We start from the raw sequence: 15846 nt of genomic DNA on the forward strand, positions 1-15846 counted from the left end.
GATCAGCCGGTGAGTTCGTAGATCCGGACCCGCTGCCAGCTGTGTCGGAGTACGGCGAGCTTGTCCAGCTCCGGCGACACCGGCCCGCCGAACAGATCGGCGTACACCCAGCGCACGTGGTACTGGTCGCGCAGCACCCGCAGCACTTCGGGAGTCGGCTCGTAGATCGCCTGGTTGGTCAGCTCGACGCGGTCCGGCCAGGGCGACGGCTGCTGGTTGTAGCGCAGGCCGCCGACGCCGTGGTTGATCATTGCCTGCGAGGTGTAGCCCCAGCCTTCGAGGAAGGTCCGGCGGCCGGCGATACCGCTGACGATGTAGCCGCGGGCGTCGCAGCCCGGGCCTTGTTTGCCGGCCGGCCGGCACCAGGTGTTGCTGACGACGACGTCAGTCGGCTCGGAGTTCTTCGCGAGCCAGAGCGCGGCGGCTTCCTCGTCGGGATAGACCCACCAGGTGGCGGAGGTGAAGGTCTTCGCCTGCTTGCCGCCGTTGAGGTGCAGGTTCTGCTCGAAGCTCTTCGCCGACGGCACGACCAGCAAGGTCAGCAGAACCAGCAGCCCACCGAGACCGGCCAAGCGTGGTACTCGCTTCACCAACAACAACCAGACAAGCATGAGCACCGCAGCTACGCCGACGACCACAAGCAGAGGCCGCGCAACCAACGCAATCCGCCGCAGTTGCGAACCGCTGGGCAACGCGTCGGTGGTCAGCAGAACGAAGGCAAAGAGCGCACCAAGCACCACGGCCGCGACGCCAACCCCCGCCAAAACCGCGCGGTTGGGGGTGGAGGCAGGGCCGTCCTCAACCTCGCTTGCGCGACCGGCGCGCAATGCCGGGCGCGCGGCGGCGTACGACCTGGCGATTGTTGCGGCGAGCCAGCCTGCTGCGGCCAGGCTGAAGGGGACAGCGCTGTGGACGAAATAGGCCTCGCTGATTGAGGGGTGGTCGACGAGGAGGAATCCGGCCCAGCCTGCGATCAACGCGCCGAGCAAGAACCAGCCGATCGGATCACGGCGCAACTCCCGTCTGCCGACCAGGCCGTAGCCCGCGACCGCCAGCAGTTGACCAGTCAGCAGCAGGGCTGTGACGACGAGAACTCCGCCGATGGACAGCAGGCCGCCGGACAGCGCGGGCAGGATCAACCCGCCTTCGCCGGCCAACGTCTTGTCGCGCGTGGCGGCTGTGTACCCACCTTGCGTCTTCACCACAGCAAGGAACTGCAGCCCCGAACCACTCGTGCTGCCCGCGACCGTGACCATCGTGCCGACAGCAGCGGCGACCAGCAGCGATCCGGCCGCAAGGAACCGCGCAGGCAGCCGACGGTCGCGGATCAGCAGGAAGAGCGCCGGAAGCCCGACCGCTCCAACCAGGATCGGGAGCGTCGTCGGCTTCGATCCACCTCCGACTACCGCGACGGTGAAGGCCAGCAGCCACAACCCCTTGCCGGTCTCACCTTTGAAGAGCAGGTGGATCAGGAACACGGCGGCCGCAGTACCGGCGACCATCCCGAATGTCTGGGACGGGCTGAGCAAACTGAGCGGCGGCGACAGGTTCACCGCAGTGTCGACGAACAGGAACAGCTGCGGCCCAGCCAGCGCAGCAGCAGCCAGTACGCCGGTCCACCACGCGCGGCTGACCGTCCTGGCCAGGGTGGCGCAAACCAGCAGTGCCACGAGCAGTTGCGGCAACAACCACAACCGGTAGAGCACGGTGATCGGCGACAGCTTGGTGATGTCCACTGCCGCGGCCATGTCGGCATTCGCGAACCAGTGGTACTCCAGCGACTCCCCGGACACCTGCGGCAACTGCGGCGGCACCGAGCGGGTCAGCTCGTTCAGCATCGACAAGTGGTACAGCAGGTCCTGGTAGTACGACGTACCGTCCGGTGGTGCCGGGTGGTACTTCATCGCGCCGAGCACCGTCCCGCCGAGCAGGACAGCTGACGCGATCACCATCCCCCACGTCCACAGCAGCGGGAGCGGCTTGGGGTCGCTGATCCGCCAGTGCTTCCGGAGGCGCGGCAGTGCGGCGAAGGCGACGATCACGAGGGCCGGCCAGATCACCAGCGCCCGCTGCCACCCGAGAGCCGTGAAGATCGCCCACCCGGCCAGTTGGTACGTCGCCCCGACCGCCGACCCGAGTCCGAAGTCCTCGGCCCAGTTGCCTGTACTACGCCAGAGTGCGCGCAGGAGCAGGATCCCCGGCAACGCGACCGCCAGGGCGAAGTACAGGGTGTACTTCGCGATCGGGGCGATGGGGACGTCGAGGGAGCTCAGCGCCAGGACCGTGACGGCGTACGGAAGCAACCACGGCAGCAGCCGTGGCAGGGAACGCGTCATCTAGCCGGGACCTCATCGAAGGTCTCGTCGGGCGTCTGGTCGAGGGGCTGGTGCCCGGTGTCCTCGAGGCTGTCGTAGCCGACCAGGAACTGCGGGCGCCGCTGGCTCGACTGGAACAGGCGAGCGACGTACTCCCCCAGTAGACCGAGACACAGCAACTGGATCGCGCCGATGATGCTGACGGCGAGCACCGTCGACGTCCAGCCGGGGACGCTGTTGCCGGACAGCTTGATCACGAGCGCGCCGACCGCGAACATCCCGGACAGCAGGCCGCCGAGCAATCCGAACCAGGTCGCCAGCCGCAGCGGCGCCGCCGAGAACGCGGTCACGCTGTCGAAGGCCAGCCGGAACATCTTCGACCAGTTGTACTTCGTCACGCCGGCCGCCCGCTCCGCTCGCACATAAGCGACCTCGGCACTCGGGAAGCCCAGCCACGGGATCACCAGCCGGAAGACGCGGCCGTCCTCGGGGAGTGAGTTCACCGCGTCGACGACCCGGCGCGAGACGAGCCGGAAGTCGGCCGCGTCGAAGGGAATGTCCTTGCCGACCAGGCGGCACATCAGCCGGTAGTACATCCGGGCCGTCGTCCGCTTCGGCCACGAGTCGCTCGAACGGTCGGACCGTACGCCGTACACGACGTCGACATCCTTGTCGCGAGCAGTGGCCAGCAGCTCGGCGATCACCTCGGGCGGATCCTGCAGGTCGGCGTCGATCGTGACGAGGTACCGGCCACGGGCGCGCCGGAATCCTGCTGACTGGGCAGCCTGGTGCCCGGAGTTGCGGAGCAGGCGGACGACGCGGAGCTGCTGCCAGTCGACGGCGGCCTTGAGCAGCATCGTGGCGGTCGCGTCCCGGCTGCCGTCGTCGACGACGAGCACCTCGTAGCTGATGCCGAGGCCGTCCAGCAGGGGTCGCATCCGCTCGAAGAAGATCGGCAGTACCTCTTCCTCGTCGTACATCGGCACGACGACGGAGAGTTCGGGATCCGGCATCCCCAGAAAGTAGCAGGTGAATTCCGGGGATTTGCCGGTCGGTACCGGTCTGATCAGGTTTGTGGCGAGACGGCGACGGCGCCCGTGCGGCGGGGGTCGCCCACTGCGAGCAGGCCGTCGGCCGGGTCCCAGAAGGCGGCGGCGACGCCACCGAAGTACATCGAATGGGGTGGCATCGGGCGGGTCGGCAGGTTGCTGGCGAAGCCCGACACGGCGAGATCGTCCTCGTAGTCGACGACGACGTCCTCGCGGACGCGGACGTGCAGGCGCGGGTGCTCCACCGCCTCTTCGAGCGACAGTCCGCCGTGGGTGTAGAGCGCGTAGACCTGCGCGATCGCGGTCGGGATCCGGTCGGAACCGGGCGAGCTGATCGCCAGCACGGCGCCGTCGCGGTCCCGGCGCGCGACGCTCGGCGCCATGTTCGACGTGAGCCTGGTGCCGGGCGCGAGACTGTGCGGGCCGCCGTGCATGAGCTCTTGTTCGCCGAGTGCGTTGTTGAGCCAGATGCCGGTGCCCGGGGTCATCACGCCGGAGCCGTAGCCGGACGAGACGGTGATCGCGCAGGCGTCGCCTTCGTCGTCGACCACCGAGACGGTCGCAGTACTGGGTGAGCTGAGTGCCCGCAGATCGCCGGCGCTGGCGAGGTCGAGCAGCTTCTTGCCTTCGAGCTGGCGAACGTCTTCCTCGTCCAGCTCGGCCAGGCGGCGACCGAACACGGCGTGCTGTACCTCGATCAGTCGCTCGAGCTCGGCCGGATTCCAGGCGCCCTGGCTCGGTACGCCGTCGAGCAGCGCGAGCATCGCGGCCACGGCGACTCCGCCGACGGCCGGTGGCGGGTTGGTCGCGAGGCGCCAGCCGTTCTGCCGGACGATCAACGCCGGCCGGATGATCGCCTCGTACGCCGCCAGGTCCTCGGCGGTCAGGATGCCGTCGTTGTCGGCCATGTCGCGGACGAGCAGCTCGGCGAGCTCGCCGGTGTAGAGGGTCTCGGCGCCCTGCGTCGCGATCAGCTCGAGCGCCTCGGCCAGCTCGGGGATCACGACAGTACTGCCGGCCTTGATCACCACGCCGTCGTCGTCATGCACGACGCCATGGCTCGGCGGGTGCCAGCCGAAGATGATGTCGTGGGTGTACCCGAGGTAGTACCCCGAGGTGCGGCTGAGCGGGAACCCCTGGCGCGCAACCTCGATCGCAGGCCTCACGACCTCGCTCCAAGGCGCCTTGCCGGATCGCTGATGCGCAACGTCCAGCGCCTTCATCCCGCCGGGCGTCGCCACCGACCCGTGGCCGATGGCGGTGGTCGTCCCGCCGCCGTACTCGGTGCTGATGTCCCAGACGCCCTGCCCGAACTTGTGCTCCGGCAGCCCGCGCCCGGGCATCTCCACCCAGCCGTCGATGGTGACCGCTTCGCCACCCTTGACCTGCAAGGTGACGAACCCACCCGAGGCCGGTGACACGACGCCGATCTCGTTCACCATCGTCACCAGAATCGCGGCGATGGCAGCATCAACCGCGTTGCCACCTTCCGCCGCCAACCGAACCCCGGCCTCGGCCGCAGCTTTGTTAGGAGCCGCGACCGCGACTCGAGGATTAGCCATTGGCCGACCCGCGCTCATTCGTGTTGGGTGCGGGGACCGCGACCCTCGGGGTGCCCACGGTCAGCCGACGCGCTGGACTGCGCCGAAGCGGTCGACGGTGACCTGGACGGCTGCCTGGCGGGCGGCGCCGACCTCCGTCTCGGTGAGCGTTCGGTCGTGGGCGCGGAAGCGGAGGGCGAACGCGAGCGACTTCTTGCCCTCGCCGATCTGCTCGCCGGTGTAGAGGTCGAACAGCCGGATCGACTCCAGCAGCTCCCCCGCACCTTCGACGAGCGCCGCCTCGACCTCCGCCGCGGCGAGCTCGGCCCCGACGATCAGCGCGACGTCCTCCTTCGCGACCGGGTACGACGAGAACGCGTGCGCCGTGACCGACGACGGAGCCGCCGCCATCAACGCCTCCAGGTCGAGCTCGACCGCACCCGACCGGGCCGGGAGCCCGAATGCCTGACACACCTTCGGGTGCAACTCACCGGCATGACCGATGACCTTGCCACCGACCGACACCTCGGCACACCGGCCCGGATGCCACGGCGCCAGCTCGACGTTCCGTAGTACCGGCTCGACCCCGACCACCGCGGCCACAGAACGAGCAACCTGTACTGCGTCCGCCCAACCCGCGGGCTGGCCCTTGCCCCACCAGCCGGCCGGGGTGCGGGAGCCGGTCAGCACGACTCCGAGATGGAGCGGCTGGTCCGGGAGCGCGTCGTACAGGGCCTGGAGCTCTTCGTCGCTCGGGCGCTGCTCGACGGACGGCAGCGGCGCCGGCTTCGAGTCCGCACGAGGCAGGAACACCAGACCGGTCTGGAAGATCGCGAGATCTCCCGCGCCGCGACCGACGTTGCGCTCGGCCACCCGGAGCAGGGTCGGCAGCAGCGTCGTCTGCATCGACGGCTCCTCGTCCGACAACGGGTTGGCCAGCTTCACCGTCGTACGGCGGAAGTCGTCCGCCGGCAGGCCCATCGCGTCGAAGTCCGCGTCGCCGACGAACGGGTAGGACACGACCTCGGTCAGCCCGGCCCCCACCAACGCGGTGGCGATCCGGCGCCGGCGCTGCTGCGCGACGGTCAGCCCCTTGCCACCGGGCGCCTTCGGCAGTACCGACGGCACGTTGTCGAACCCGAACAGCCGGATGACCTCTTCGGCATAGTCATTGGGGTCCCGCAGATCGGGCCGCCACGACGGCGGGCTGACGACCAGGGTCCCGTCCTTCGGGCCGTCGACATAGCAGCCGACGGCGCGCAGGTACTCGACTGTTTCCTCGATCGAGATCGGCGCACCGGCGACCCGGGCCGCGTGGTCCGCGGGGATCGTCACGCGCTTCGGCAGGAGGTGGGTGTCGATGACGGTCTCGTCGGTCAGGATGGTGCCGCCGGCCAGCTCCGCGAGCAGGTCGGCGACGCGCTGCGCGGCGTACCGGGGAAGCTCGGGATCGACCTCGCGCTCGAACCGGCGAGAGGCCTCGGAGGAGAGCTTGTGCCGGCGCGACGAACGCGCGATCACGATCGGATGGAAGTGCGCCGCCTCGATCACCACCTCGGTGGTCGACGCGGAGATCTCGGTGGACGCGCCACCCATCACGCCGGCGACGCCGATCGGGCCGGAGTCGTCGGTGATCAGCAGGTCCTCGACATCCAGCTCACGCGTCTGGTCGTCCAGCGTCATCAGCTTCTCGCCGGCGGTTGCACGGCGGACGACGATCTCGCCGCTCAGCCGGGCCTTGTCGTAGCCGTGGATCGGCTGCCCCAGCTCGAGCATCACGTAGTTGGTGATGTCGACGCCGATCGAGATCGGCCGCATGCCGGACATCACGAGCCGCTGCTGCAACCAGCGCGGCGACGGTGCCGCCGGGTCGATCCCGGTCACCGTCCTGGTGACGAAGACGCTGCAAGCCTCGGCGTCGTCGACACGCACCGGGTAGCCGTTTTCCTGGCTGCCGGTGACGGTCAGCGCCGCCGGGTCCTTCAGCTCCACCCCGTACGCCGTGGCCGCCTCGCGCGCGACGCCACGAATCGACAGGCAGTAGCCCCGATCCGGCGTCACCGCGATGTCGAGCACGTCGTCGCGCAGCCCGAGCAGCTCGATCGCGTCCGTGCCGGGCTCCGCCTCGCCCGGCTGGAGGACGACGATGCCGTGGGTGCCGTCGTCGCCCAGGCCCAGCTCCGACGACGAGCAGATCATCCCGCTGGAGACGTGCCCGTAGGTCTTCCGCGCGGAGATCGCGAACCCGCCGGGCAGGACCGCGCCCGGGAGTACGACGACGACCAGGTCGCCGACCTCGAAGTTGCTCGCGCCGCAGACGACCCATTGCGGCTCGTCCTTGCCGATGTCGAGCGAGCACCAGCGGATGGTCTTGCCGTTCTTCTGCGGCTCCGGCTCGAAGCTGAGCACCGTGCCGACCACCAGCGGACCGGTCAGCCCGCCGCCCGCCTCGTCGACCGTCTCCACCTCGAGCCCGGCGCGGACCAGCTTCTCGCCGACGTCGCGACCGGTCACGCCGGCCGGCAGCTCGACGTACTCCCGAAGCCATGACAGTGGGACCCGCATCAGATCTCCATCCCGAACTGGCGGCTGAACCGCACATCACCCTCGACCATGTCGCGCATGTCCTCGACGCCGTTACGGAACATCAGCGTCCGCTCCAGCCCCATCCCGAACGCGAACCCGGAGTACCGGTCGGTGTCGATCCCACAGGCCTGCAGCACCCGCGGGTTGACGACGCCGCAGCCGCCCCACTCGATCCAGCCCTCGCTGCCACACGTGCGGCACGGGCGATCGGGGTTGCCGACCGAGGCGCCCCGGCAGACGAAGCACTTCAGATCGACCTCGGCCGACGGCTCGGTGAACGGGAAGAAGTTCGGCCTCAGGCGTGCTTCGAGCCCCTCACCGAACATCGAGACGACGAAGTGATCGAGCGTGCCCTTGAGGTGCGCGAGCGTGATGCCCTCGTCCACGACCAGGCCCTCGACCTGGTAGAAGACCGGCGTATGGGTCGCGTCCAGCTCGTCGGTACGGAACACCCGGCCCGGACAGATCACGTAGATCGGCGGCTTGCGGGTCAGCATCGATCGCGCCTGCACCGGCGACGTGTGCGTCCGCAGTACGGTGCCGGAACCGGGCGGGTCGACGAAGAACGTGTCCTGCATCTGCCGCGCCGGGTGGTCGGGCTGGAAGTTCAGCGCGTCGAAGTTCAGCCACTCGGCCTCGACCTCGGGCCCCTCGGCGACATCCCAGCCGAGCGCCGTGAAGACGTCAGCGACCTGCTCCGAGATCAGCGACAGCGGGTGCCGGGCCCCGAGCTCCGGGCTGTGCCACGGCAGCGTCACGTCGACGCGCTCGGTGGCGAGCATCCGCTCCTCGTGCTCGGCCTCCAGTACTACGAGCCTGCCCGCGAACGCGTCGTTGATCGCCTTCCGCGCCGACCCGATCCGCTGCCCGGCCTCCTTACGCCCCTGCGGCGGCAACGCACCGATCTCCCGGTTCGCCAGCGCGATCGGCGACCGCTCACCCAGATGAGCGACCTTCGCCTCCTGCAACGCCACCAGATCGGCCGCCTTCACGAAGGCGTCAAGAGCCTCGTCGCGCGCCCGTCCGACCTCATCGGCATGCAGAGGAGTGACCTCGACGGGGTCGTAGTTCTTGTTGGGACCGGACATGGCTCTCTTCCCGGGGTCGCTGATTCCTGAAACTGCTCAAAGCAGTCTAGGAACCCCAGGCCCCGGACCGTGAATCGGTCGTCCACAGGCCGGGCCGCCGGGGCTCCACCACACACCAACCCGCCTCGACGGCTCTCGTCGGAGCGCAGCCACGCTCATGACCACTTCGCAGCACAGGGTTGGTGTGTGGTGGCGGTCCGGGACTACTTGCGGAGGCCGAACCAGGGTTCCTTGGCCAGTTCACGCTGCAGTACTTCCTGGTCTCCTGGGTCGGCGACGAGTGCGCTCAGCTCCGCCGCGCGTTCAAGCTCGATCTCTGCGGCTCCCGGCGAGCCGGTGGCGGCCAACGCGCGGGCGAGGGCTTCCCGGGCGAAGGGGGCGTCCCAGTCGGCCATCTGGTCGGGATGCGCGAGCACCAGTTCCAGGCAGCGTTGAGCGTGCTCCAAGCCGAGGGAGACCCGGCCGATGCGGAGAGACGCTCGGGCGATCATGTACTCGCCTCGGGCGTGGTTGGCCTCGTTGCCGGCTTCCAGCCAGTGGAGGCAGGCTGCGTAGGCGCCGTACAGGAGGCGTTCCTGGTCGGCCAGCGGGCTGGTTTCGTCGATCTGGTCCATCAGGTCCCAGGTCTCGTTGTTGAGTTCGACGCCGAAGTAGCGGTGGAGCTCGCGGCCCTCGATCAGTTCGGTGGCGACCTTTTCCGTCAGGTCGCTCCAGCTTGTCATCCCGTGTTCGCGGGCGATCGTCAGTTGCGCGTCGCGGAGGGTGAAGGCTGTTGGGTCGACGGAGTTGCCCCGGTACTCCGGGTGGTGCGCCCGCACTCGCGCGATCGCGTCCGGGCGGGACTTGGCGACGGCTTTGCGGAGGTCCTTCGCGCGGGTGCGGAGCTGGCTGAGGCTTGCTTTGGTGGGCAGTTCGGTGGACATCGACGGATCCTTCCAGGCAGCCCGCTCCGCTGAACCAGGCCGTCCCGAAGGGGTCACCGGCCATCGCTCACAACAGAGTATCCAGGTGCACTCGGTGCTTGCCGCGGAGAGGAGGCGCCCTGGCGCGCGCTGCGCCTACGCTGACACGCCACGCTCGCCGCCGTCAACATCACCCGGTACTCCGTCAGCCGCCACCGGTACTCCGCCTGCCGCCACCGCTACTCCGCCTGCGACGGCCGGTCCATTGCGCGGCAGTACGAGCAGCGCGACCACCGCACCTGCCAATGCCCCCACCAGCCCGACGGTCATCGCGATCGACATCGCGTCCGTGAACGCCTCGCGGGCGGCACCCGCGAAGGACGGCCCGAGAGCAAGCGTCGACGCAATGGAGTCCCGCCCAGCCGAAGGTACTGAGTCCGGCAACGCGGCCGTGTAGGCCGCCGCCAGCACACTCCCCAGCACTGCGACCGACAGCGCCGCACCCGTCTGCTGCACGGTGTCGTTCATCGCCGACCCGACCCCGCGATGCTCCGCCGGCACTGCCTGCATCAGCAACGTGTACGCCGCCGGGCCGGCCAATCCGCCACCGACGCCCATCACCAGCAAGCCGATGATCAGCAGCCCATACCCGGTCGACGGCGAGACCTGCGACAAGATCCCGAAGCTCGCCGCGATGACCGCCAGCCCGATCACGATCAGCGTCCGATCAGCCAGCTTCTTGCCCAGCGTTGCCCCGAGCCCGTTGAACACCGTCGCGGCCACGGCGTACGGGATGAGCGCGAGCCCGGCCTTCAACGGGCTGTACCCCAAGACGAACTGCAGGTACTGCGTCAGCGCGAGCAGTAACCCGCCGGCCGTGAAGGACAGCAGCACGATCGAGAAGCTCGTCCCACTGAAATTGCGGTCCCGGAACAGCGCGAGCGGCACCATCGGATGCGCACTCCGCTTCTCCCACAGAGCAAAGCCGACCAGCCCGGCAACCCCGACCGCCAGTCCGCCGAGCACACGACCCGAGCCCAACCCGTCGCCCGGGATCGAGATGATCGCCCAGACCACCGCGGCCATCCCGATGATCGACAGCACCGCGCCGACCGGGTCAACGTCGCGCGCCGGACCCCGCGACTCGGGGATGAACGCGAGCGTGCCGATGATCGCCAGGATCGCGATCGGCACGTTCAACCAGAAGATCGAGCCCCACCAGAAGTGGTTGAGCAGGACGCCGCCGACGGTCGGCCCGGCGATGACGCCGAGCATCGCGACCGCGGACCAGCCGGCCATCGCCTTGCGCTGCTCCTCCGGTGGGAAGACGGTGAACAGCAACGACAAGGTGCTCGGCATCAGCAGCGATCCCCCGACGCCCATCAGGCCGCGGCAAGCGATCAGCTGCGCCGGATTCGAGGCGAGCGTGGCGAGCAGCGATGCCGCGCCGAAGACCACCAGACCCAGTAGCAGCATCTTCCGCCGGCCGAACCGGTCGGACAGGCTTCCGGCCGTCAGCAGCAGACCGGCGAAGGCCAGGATGTAGGCGTCGATCACCCATTGGATATCCGCCGGAGTCGCGGCCAGGTCGCGCATCAGCGACGGGATCGCGAGGTTGAGGACGGTGTTGTCGACCACCAGCACCATCAGGCTCAGACACAGAATCAGCAGGATCCACCAGCGGCGCGGGTGTCCCGTGGAGTTTGACTCGAACGTTGCACTAGTCACTCACACACCGTACGACAATATCGCACGCTGTACCAGGTTGAGCCGAGGAGACGCCTGGAAGCGGCGGCCGACTCTCAGGTCAGGTGGATCGGGTTGGTCCAGGCCCGGCCGCCATCGGCGTCCTCGACCGTGACCCGGCAGTACCCGTCGCCGAACATCTCCACAGGCAACGAGCACTCCGTCAACGAACTGCCCTGAACCACCTGGGCACCCGGCGCGCCACCCGTGAGGAGCACCTTGCGTGCAGGCGAGCAGCACACCGTGACCAGCCCGTCGTCGAGGCGGACATCGTGCAACTCAGGACCGGTACTTGAGTAGAAGTGACCCGCCTTGAGCGCCGAGAGTAGAGCCCCCGGCTCCAGCGATTCGGCCCGCACCTGGACCCACGCGACGCAAGGCGCCGGGTCCTGCGGCTGGAAGTGCGCGTCATCGGCGGCGTAGGCGGTCAGCCGACGCCCCCGGTTGAGCAGCACATCGGTGAGGTGCCAGCTGTCGCCACGGTTCTCGCGATCCGCGAGCGCGTTGTAGACCTCCACCGAATGAGCAGCATCCAGACTCTCGGCATCCGCAGCGGTGAGCAGCGACGCCGACGGATGCGCCATCCCGACGAACGCCCCCGCGGCCCGCGCCCGGCGCGCCAGCTCGGGCCCACTCTCACCAGGCTCCGGCGGCCGGAAATCCAGCGGCAGCCCGACCGCGACGATGTGCCAGGACGGGCCGGCCTCGGTCCGCGGCGCGTGCAACTCGGCCCCCAGCAAGGTGGTGAAGCCCGGCGAGCGCAACGCCGTGGTATCCGTCAGCGGAAAGTTGAATTCCGCCCGGAAGTGGTCGGTGAGCGCGACGAAGTCGTAGCCGGCGTCCCGGTAGTGCCGCAGCGTCTCCGCGGGCGACAACGCGCCGTCGGACTCGTTCGAGTGCGTATGCAGGTTGCCCCGCCAGAAGCGGCCGGGCCGATCGAAAGGAAGATCAGTCACTCGGCCAGTCACTCGGTACGCCGCTGCGCGCGGGCGGAGGCGTAGAGGCAGACGGCGGCCGCGGTGGCCAGATTGAGCGACTCGGCACGACCGTAGATCGGAACCTTCACCGACCGGTCGACGATCGCGTCGAAACCGTCGGGCAGGCCGTGGGCCTCGTTGCCGAACAGCCAGACGGACGGCTTCGCGAGGGTGCCGTCGCCGATGCACTCGTCGAGGTCGGAGCTGCCATAGCCATCAGCGGCGAGGACCTGCAGCCCCTGCTCACGCCACGACTTGGCGGCTGTCACGACATCGGCCTCGACCGCGATCGGCAGGTGGAAAAGGCTGCCCACACTGGCCCGGACGGCCTTGGGATTATGCGGATCGACCGACTCGGCCGACAGTACGACGGCATCGGCGCCGGCCGCGTCGGCAGTACGAATCAAGGTGCCGACGTTGCCCGGGTCGCGTACCTGGACGCCGACGGCCACCAGGCGCGCGGTAGGTAGTACGGCGTCTGCCAGCGGTACGTCGACCAGCTGGCAGACCGCGACGACGCCTTGCGATGTGACGGTCTCGCTCAGTTCCTCGATCGCGGCCCGGTTCACGTCGTACCAGGGGACGTCGGCGAGCTGGGCCAGGTCGCGCAGATCCCGGTGCCGGGTGGCGACGTCGGGCTCGGCATACACCTCGACCACCAGCTCGCGGTGCTCGAGGGCTTCGCGGACAGCCTGCGGGCCCTCGGCCAGGAAGCGGCCGGACTTGCGCCGGAACGCACGAGTGGCGAGCCTGCGGGCCTGCTTGATCCGCACGGATTGCGCGGTCAGCAGACCTGGGCTCGCCACTTCGGGTGCGATATCGCTCTAGCTAAACGTCGCAGCTCAGGCTGCGGCGTCGCTCTTCGCGTTCACGTCGGCCGGCAGGGCCGCCTTCGCCAGCGCCAGCAGGGCCGAGAAGGCCGCCGGGTCGTTGACAGCCAGGTCGGCGAGGATCTTGCGGTCGACCTCGATCTCGGCCAGGCGAAGACCCTGGATGAGACGGTTGTAGGTCAGGCCCTCCGCGCGGGACGCGGCGTTGATCCGCTGGATCCACAGCTTGCGGAAGTCACCCTTGCGCGCCTTGCGGTCGCGGTAGGCGTAGACGAGCGAGTGGGTGACCTGCTCCTTGGCCTTGCGGTACAGCCTCGAGCGCTGGCCGCGGTAACCGCTGGCCTGCTCGAGTACGACGCGACGCTTCTTGTGGGCGTTCACTGCCCGCTTCACGCGTGCCATGAGGTGTTACTCCTTGTATATCTGCGCCGGTGAAGGTGGTCCACCCGGCGGGGTGTTCGGGGGGTGGGCTACTCAGATACCGAGGAGCTTCTTGGCCTTCTTCACGTGCGACGAGGCGACCTCGACGGTGCCGGACAGGCGACGCTTGCGCTTGGTCGACTTCGCCTCGGCGAGGTGACGCTTGCCGGTCTGCTCGCGACGCAGCTTGCCCGAACCCGTGATCCGGACGCGCTTCTTCATCCCCGAGTGGGTCTTCATCTTCGGCATGGCTATGAACTCCTGGTTTTCTTCGTTGACTCGATCGGGTGCTGCTCCGGCCGTCACGACCGGAGCAGCACCTCACTCCGGGTCGAGGTTGTCTGCCGGACCCTTCGGCTTCTTGGTGGCGCCGGCGGCCTGCTCGGCCTCGTACTGCTTCAGCTGCGCAGCACGCTCCTGACGCTCAGCCTCTTGCTCGGCCTCGTGCTCGGCGACCTTCTTGGCCTTCTCGGCCTCGACGTCGACGCGTGCTTCGGACTTCTTCTTGTGCGGTCCGAGCACCATGATCATGTTCCGGCCGTCCTGACGCGGCGAGGACTCGACGAAGCCGAGCTCGCTGACATCTTCGGCCAGCCGCTGCAGCAACCGGAACCCGAGCTCGGGCCGGGACTGCTCACGTCCGCGGAACATGATGGTGATCTTGACCTTGTCACCGCCGCGCAGGAACCGGACGACGTGACCCTTTTTGGTCTCGTAGTCGTGCGGGTCGATCTTCGGCCGCAGCTTCATCTCTTTGATGACGGTGTTGGTCTGGTTCCGGCGAGACTCACGCGCCTTCTGCGCGGTTTCGTACTTGTACTTGCCGAAATCCATCAGCTTGCAGACCGGCGGGCGTGCCGTGGCCGCAACCTCGACCAGGTCGAGATCGGCTTCCTGTGCCAACCGAAGTGCGTCCTCGATCCGGACGATGCCTACCTGCTCACCGTTCGGTCCGACCAGGCGCACCTCAGGTACGCGGATGCGCTCGTTGACGCGCAGTTCAATGGTGATGGGTCCTCCTGGGTTGTTCGTTCAATGGTTCCACCTCTGTGCCGCCCGGGGCCAGAAATCACAAAAGGCCCCCGTGCGTTCACACGAAGGCCCAATTCCCAGATCGACGGCTCCGCAATCCCGTCACCGGGAACACAGGCCGTACGATTCGCCGTGGCACCTCGGCCGGAGCCTCGGAACCGCAGCGTGACCGGGACCCGCTGACTGTCCATCAGCTGGGTGGGAGGTGGCCCTCCGCTTAGACCTGAACCGCTGGAGTCCCTCGAGTATTCCGCTCAGGGGTCACCGTCGGACCGGGTCGGTCGCCATGTAAGAGTAACAGCATGAGCGACCAAGTCTCCACTCCGCCTGCCACCACCCCCGCGCCGGAGGCTGCCGAGCAGTCATCGGTCGATCCGCTGTCGACGGTTTCGCGCGACATCGCCGAAGTACCGAGCGTGGAGATCATCTCGACCGCCGCCCTGCACCTGATGAGCGCGGCAGCCGTCCACCTCGGCCTGGCCGAGGACCTGCCCGAACACCGCGACCTCGACGAGGCCCGCTCCCTGATCGACTCCCTGGCCGGGCTCCTCGACGCCTCCGCCCCGTCACTCGGCCACCACCACGCCGCTCCCCTGCGCGACGGCCTCCGCTCCCTGCAGCTGGCCTTCAAGGAAGCCTCGACCATCCCGGACGAGCCCGGCGCCGGCCCGGGCGAGAAATACACCGGCGCCGTCCACCCGTCAGCTTCCCGCCGCTGAGCCGGCTGAGCCGATAGGCTTTTGCACCCGCCGAACGGCGGGACGGGACCTGGCCGGCAGACGGTTGCGCACCCGACCATCACGCCGAGCCGACCAAAGAGCCACGGAAGGCGGAGTGTCGATGGAACCGCAACTGGTCGAGAACTTCAGTGACGACAAGGCCGAGGCCCTGCAGTGGTCCGACGTCCTCGAGGTGATCGAGACCACGGAGATGTTCTGGCTGTCGACCGTACGCCGCGACGGGCGGCCGCACGTGGCGCCGCTGCCCGCCATCTGGCTCGACGGCGCGTTGCACTTCGGCACCGGCCCGGCCGAGCAGAAGGCCAAGAACCTCGAGCACAACCAGAACTGCGCGCTCACCACCGTTACCCGGGAGTACCAAGCTACTGGCGTCGTCCTGGAAGGACAGGCCCGCCAGGTCACCGATACGGAGACGCTGCGCGCGCTGGCTCGCCTCTGGAAGAAGAAGCTCGACTGGAACTACTCAGCCGGCGACGGCGTCTTCATCAATCACGACCACCACGACATGGAGATCCCCGTCTTCGAAGTGCGGCCGGTGAAGGTGCTCGCCTTCGGCAGACACCCTGACTCCCAAACCCGCTTCACGCCTTCGAGCTGACCGGCTCGCTCCCCCAAGCCGC

General features: G+C 68.5%; 14 protein-coding genes. 2 read left to right on the forward strand and 12 right to left on the reverse strand.

Translation table 11 applies throughout. The features are described 5' to 3' along the window. Positions 1-2: 2 nt before the first annotated feature. The 12 genes from G3I17_RS18775 to infC form a co-directional block, all read right to left on the reverse strand. The gene (locus G3I17_RS18775) at positions 3-2336 is read right to left on the reverse strand and encodes a hypothetical protein (RefSeq protein WP_164598002.1); all 2334 of its coding nucleotides are present in this window, start codon (positions 2334-2336) and stop codon (positions 3-5) included. Further along, the gene (locus G3I17_RS18780) at positions 2333-3328 is read right to left on the reverse strand and encodes a glycosyltransferase family 2 protein (RefSeq protein WP_164598004.1); all 996 of its coding nucleotides are present in this window, start codon (positions 3326-3328) and stop codon (positions 2333-2335) included. The genes G3I17_RS18775 and G3I17_RS18780 overlap by 4 nt, the downstream gene beginning before the upstream one ends. Positions 3329-3381: 53 nt before the next feature. Continuing rightward, a complete protein-coding gene (locus G3I17_RS18785; RefSeq protein WP_164598006.1) occupies positions 3382-4926 on the reverse strand; it encodes a gamma-glutamyltransferase in 1545 nt (514 codons plus the stop codon). Positions 4927-4986: 60 nt separating this feature from the next. After that, entirely contained in the window at positions 4987-7470 is a 2484-nt protein-coding gene (gene pheT / locus G3I17_RS18790; RefSeq protein ID WP_164598008.1) for a phenylalanine--tRNA ligase subunit beta, read from the reverse strand. Beyond that, entirely contained in the window at positions 7470-8579 is a 1110-nt protein-coding gene (gene pheS / locus G3I17_RS18795) for a phenylalanine--tRNA ligase subunit alpha (RefSeq protein ID WP_164598010.1), read from the reverse strand. The genes pheT and pheS overlap by 1 nt, the downstream gene beginning before the upstream one ends. A gap of 203 nt (positions 8580-8782) precedes the next feature. Beyond that, on the reverse strand, positions 8783-9502 hold the full coding sequence (locus G3I17_RS18800) for a hypothetical protein (RefSeq protein ID WP_164598012.1): 720 nt from the start codon (positions 9500-9502) through the stop codon (positions 8783-8785). 135 nt (positions 9503-9637) lie between these two features. Then, the gene (locus G3I17_RS18805) at positions 9638-11209 is read right to left on the reverse strand and encodes an MFS transporter (RefSeq protein WP_343238347.1); all 1572 of its coding nucleotides are present in this window, start codon (positions 11207-11209) and stop codon (positions 9638-9640) included. A 74-nt stretch (positions 11210-11283) separates the two neighbouring features. Next, positions 11284-12183: a CehA/McbA family metallohydrolase gene (locus tag G3I17_RS18810; RefSeq protein WP_164598014.1), complete on the reverse strand. Its 900-nt coding sequence runs from the start codon at positions 12181-12183 to the stop codon at positions 11284-11286. A gap of 8 nt (positions 12184-12191) precedes the next feature. Next, positions 12192-13010, reverse strand: a complete 819-nt coding sequence (locus G3I17_RS18815; protein ID WP_164598016.1) for an RNA methyltransferase — start codon at positions 13008-13010, stop codon at positions 12192-12194. Positions 13011-13046: 36 nt separating this feature from the next. After that, entirely contained in the window at positions 13047-13436 is a 390-nt protein-coding gene (gene rplT, locus G3I17_RS18820; protein WP_164598018.1) for a 50S ribosomal protein L20, read from the reverse strand. Positions 13437-13508: 72 nt separating this feature from the next. Beyond that, complete coding sequence (gene rpmI, locus G3I17_RS18825; protein ID WP_164598020.1) at positions 13509-13703, reverse strand: 50S ribosomal protein L35; 195 nt, start codon at positions 13701-13703, stop codon at positions 13509-13511. A 72-nt stretch (positions 13704-13775) separates the two neighbouring features. Next, positions 13776-14465, reverse strand: a complete 690-nt coding sequence (infC, locus tag G3I17_RS18830; RefSeq protein ID WP_164598507.1) for a translation initiation factor IF-3 — start codon at positions 14463-14465, stop codon at positions 13776-13778. Between the two features lie 323 nt (positions 14466-14788). Between infC and G3I17_RS18835 the strand changes: the two genes are divergently transcribed. Both G3I17_RS18835 and G3I17_RS18840 read left to right on the forward strand, forming a co-directional pair. Then, entirely contained in the window at positions 14789-15205 is a 417-nt protein-coding gene (locus G3I17_RS18835) for a DUF1844 domain-containing protein (protein WP_164598022.1), read from the forward strand. Between the two features lie 121 nt (positions 15206-15326). Continuing rightward, a complete protein-coding gene (locus G3I17_RS18840) occupies positions 15327-15824 on the forward strand; it encodes a pyridoxamine 5'-phosphate oxidase family protein (RefSeq protein ID WP_203590435.1) in 498 nt (165 codons plus the stop codon). The last annotated feature ends 22 nt before the right edge of the window (positions 15825-15846 follow it).

Origin of the sequence: Streptomyces sp. SID13031 (genome assembly GCF_010548305.1) — a bacterium.
Taxonomy (GTDB): Bacteria; Actinomycetota; Actinomycetes; order Propionibacteriales; family Kribbellaceae; genus Kribbella.

Bases quoted from the DNA above. Each gene is read 5' to 3' on its own strand.
- G3I17_RS18775 (WP_164598002.1), bottom strand. From the start codon at position 2,336: ATGACGCGTTCCCTGCCACGGCTGCTGCCGTGGTTGCTTCCGTACGCC.
- G3I17_RS18780 (WP_164598004.1), bottom strand. From the start codon at position 3,328: ATGCCGGATCCCGAACTCTCCGTCGTCGTGCCGATGTACGACGAGGAA.
- G3I17_RS18785 (WP_164598006.1), bottom strand. From the start codon at position 4,926: ATGGCTAATCCTCGAGTCGCGGTCGCGGCTCCTAACAAAGCTGCGGCC.
- pheT (WP_164598008.1), bottom strand. From the start codon at position 7,470: ATGCGGGTCCCACTGTCATGGCTTCGGGAGTACGTCGAGCTGCCGGCC.
- pheS (WP_164598010.1), bottom strand. From the start codon at position 8,579: ATGTCCGGTCCCAACAAGAACTACGACCCCGTCGAGGTCACTCCTCTG.
- G3I17_RS18800 (WP_164598012.1), bottom strand. From the start codon at position 9,502: ATGTCCACCGAACTGCCCACCAAAGCAAGCCTCAGCCAGCTCCGCACC.
- rplT (WP_164598018.1), bottom strand. From the start codon at position 13,436: ATGGCACGCGTGAAGCGGGCAGTGAACGCCCACAAGAAGCGTCGCGTC.
- rpmI (WP_164598020.1), bottom strand. From the start codon at position 13,703: ATGCCGAAGATGAAGACCCACTCGGGGATGAAGAAGCGCGTCCGGATC.
- G3I17_RS18835 (WP_164598022.1), top strand. From the start codon at position 14,789: ATGAGCGACCAAGTCTCCACTCCGCCTGCCACCACCCCCGCGCCGGAG.
- G3I17_RS18840 (WP_203590435.1), top strand. From the start codon at position 15,327: ATGGAACCGCAACTGGTCGAGAACTTCAGTGACGACAAGGCCGAGGCC.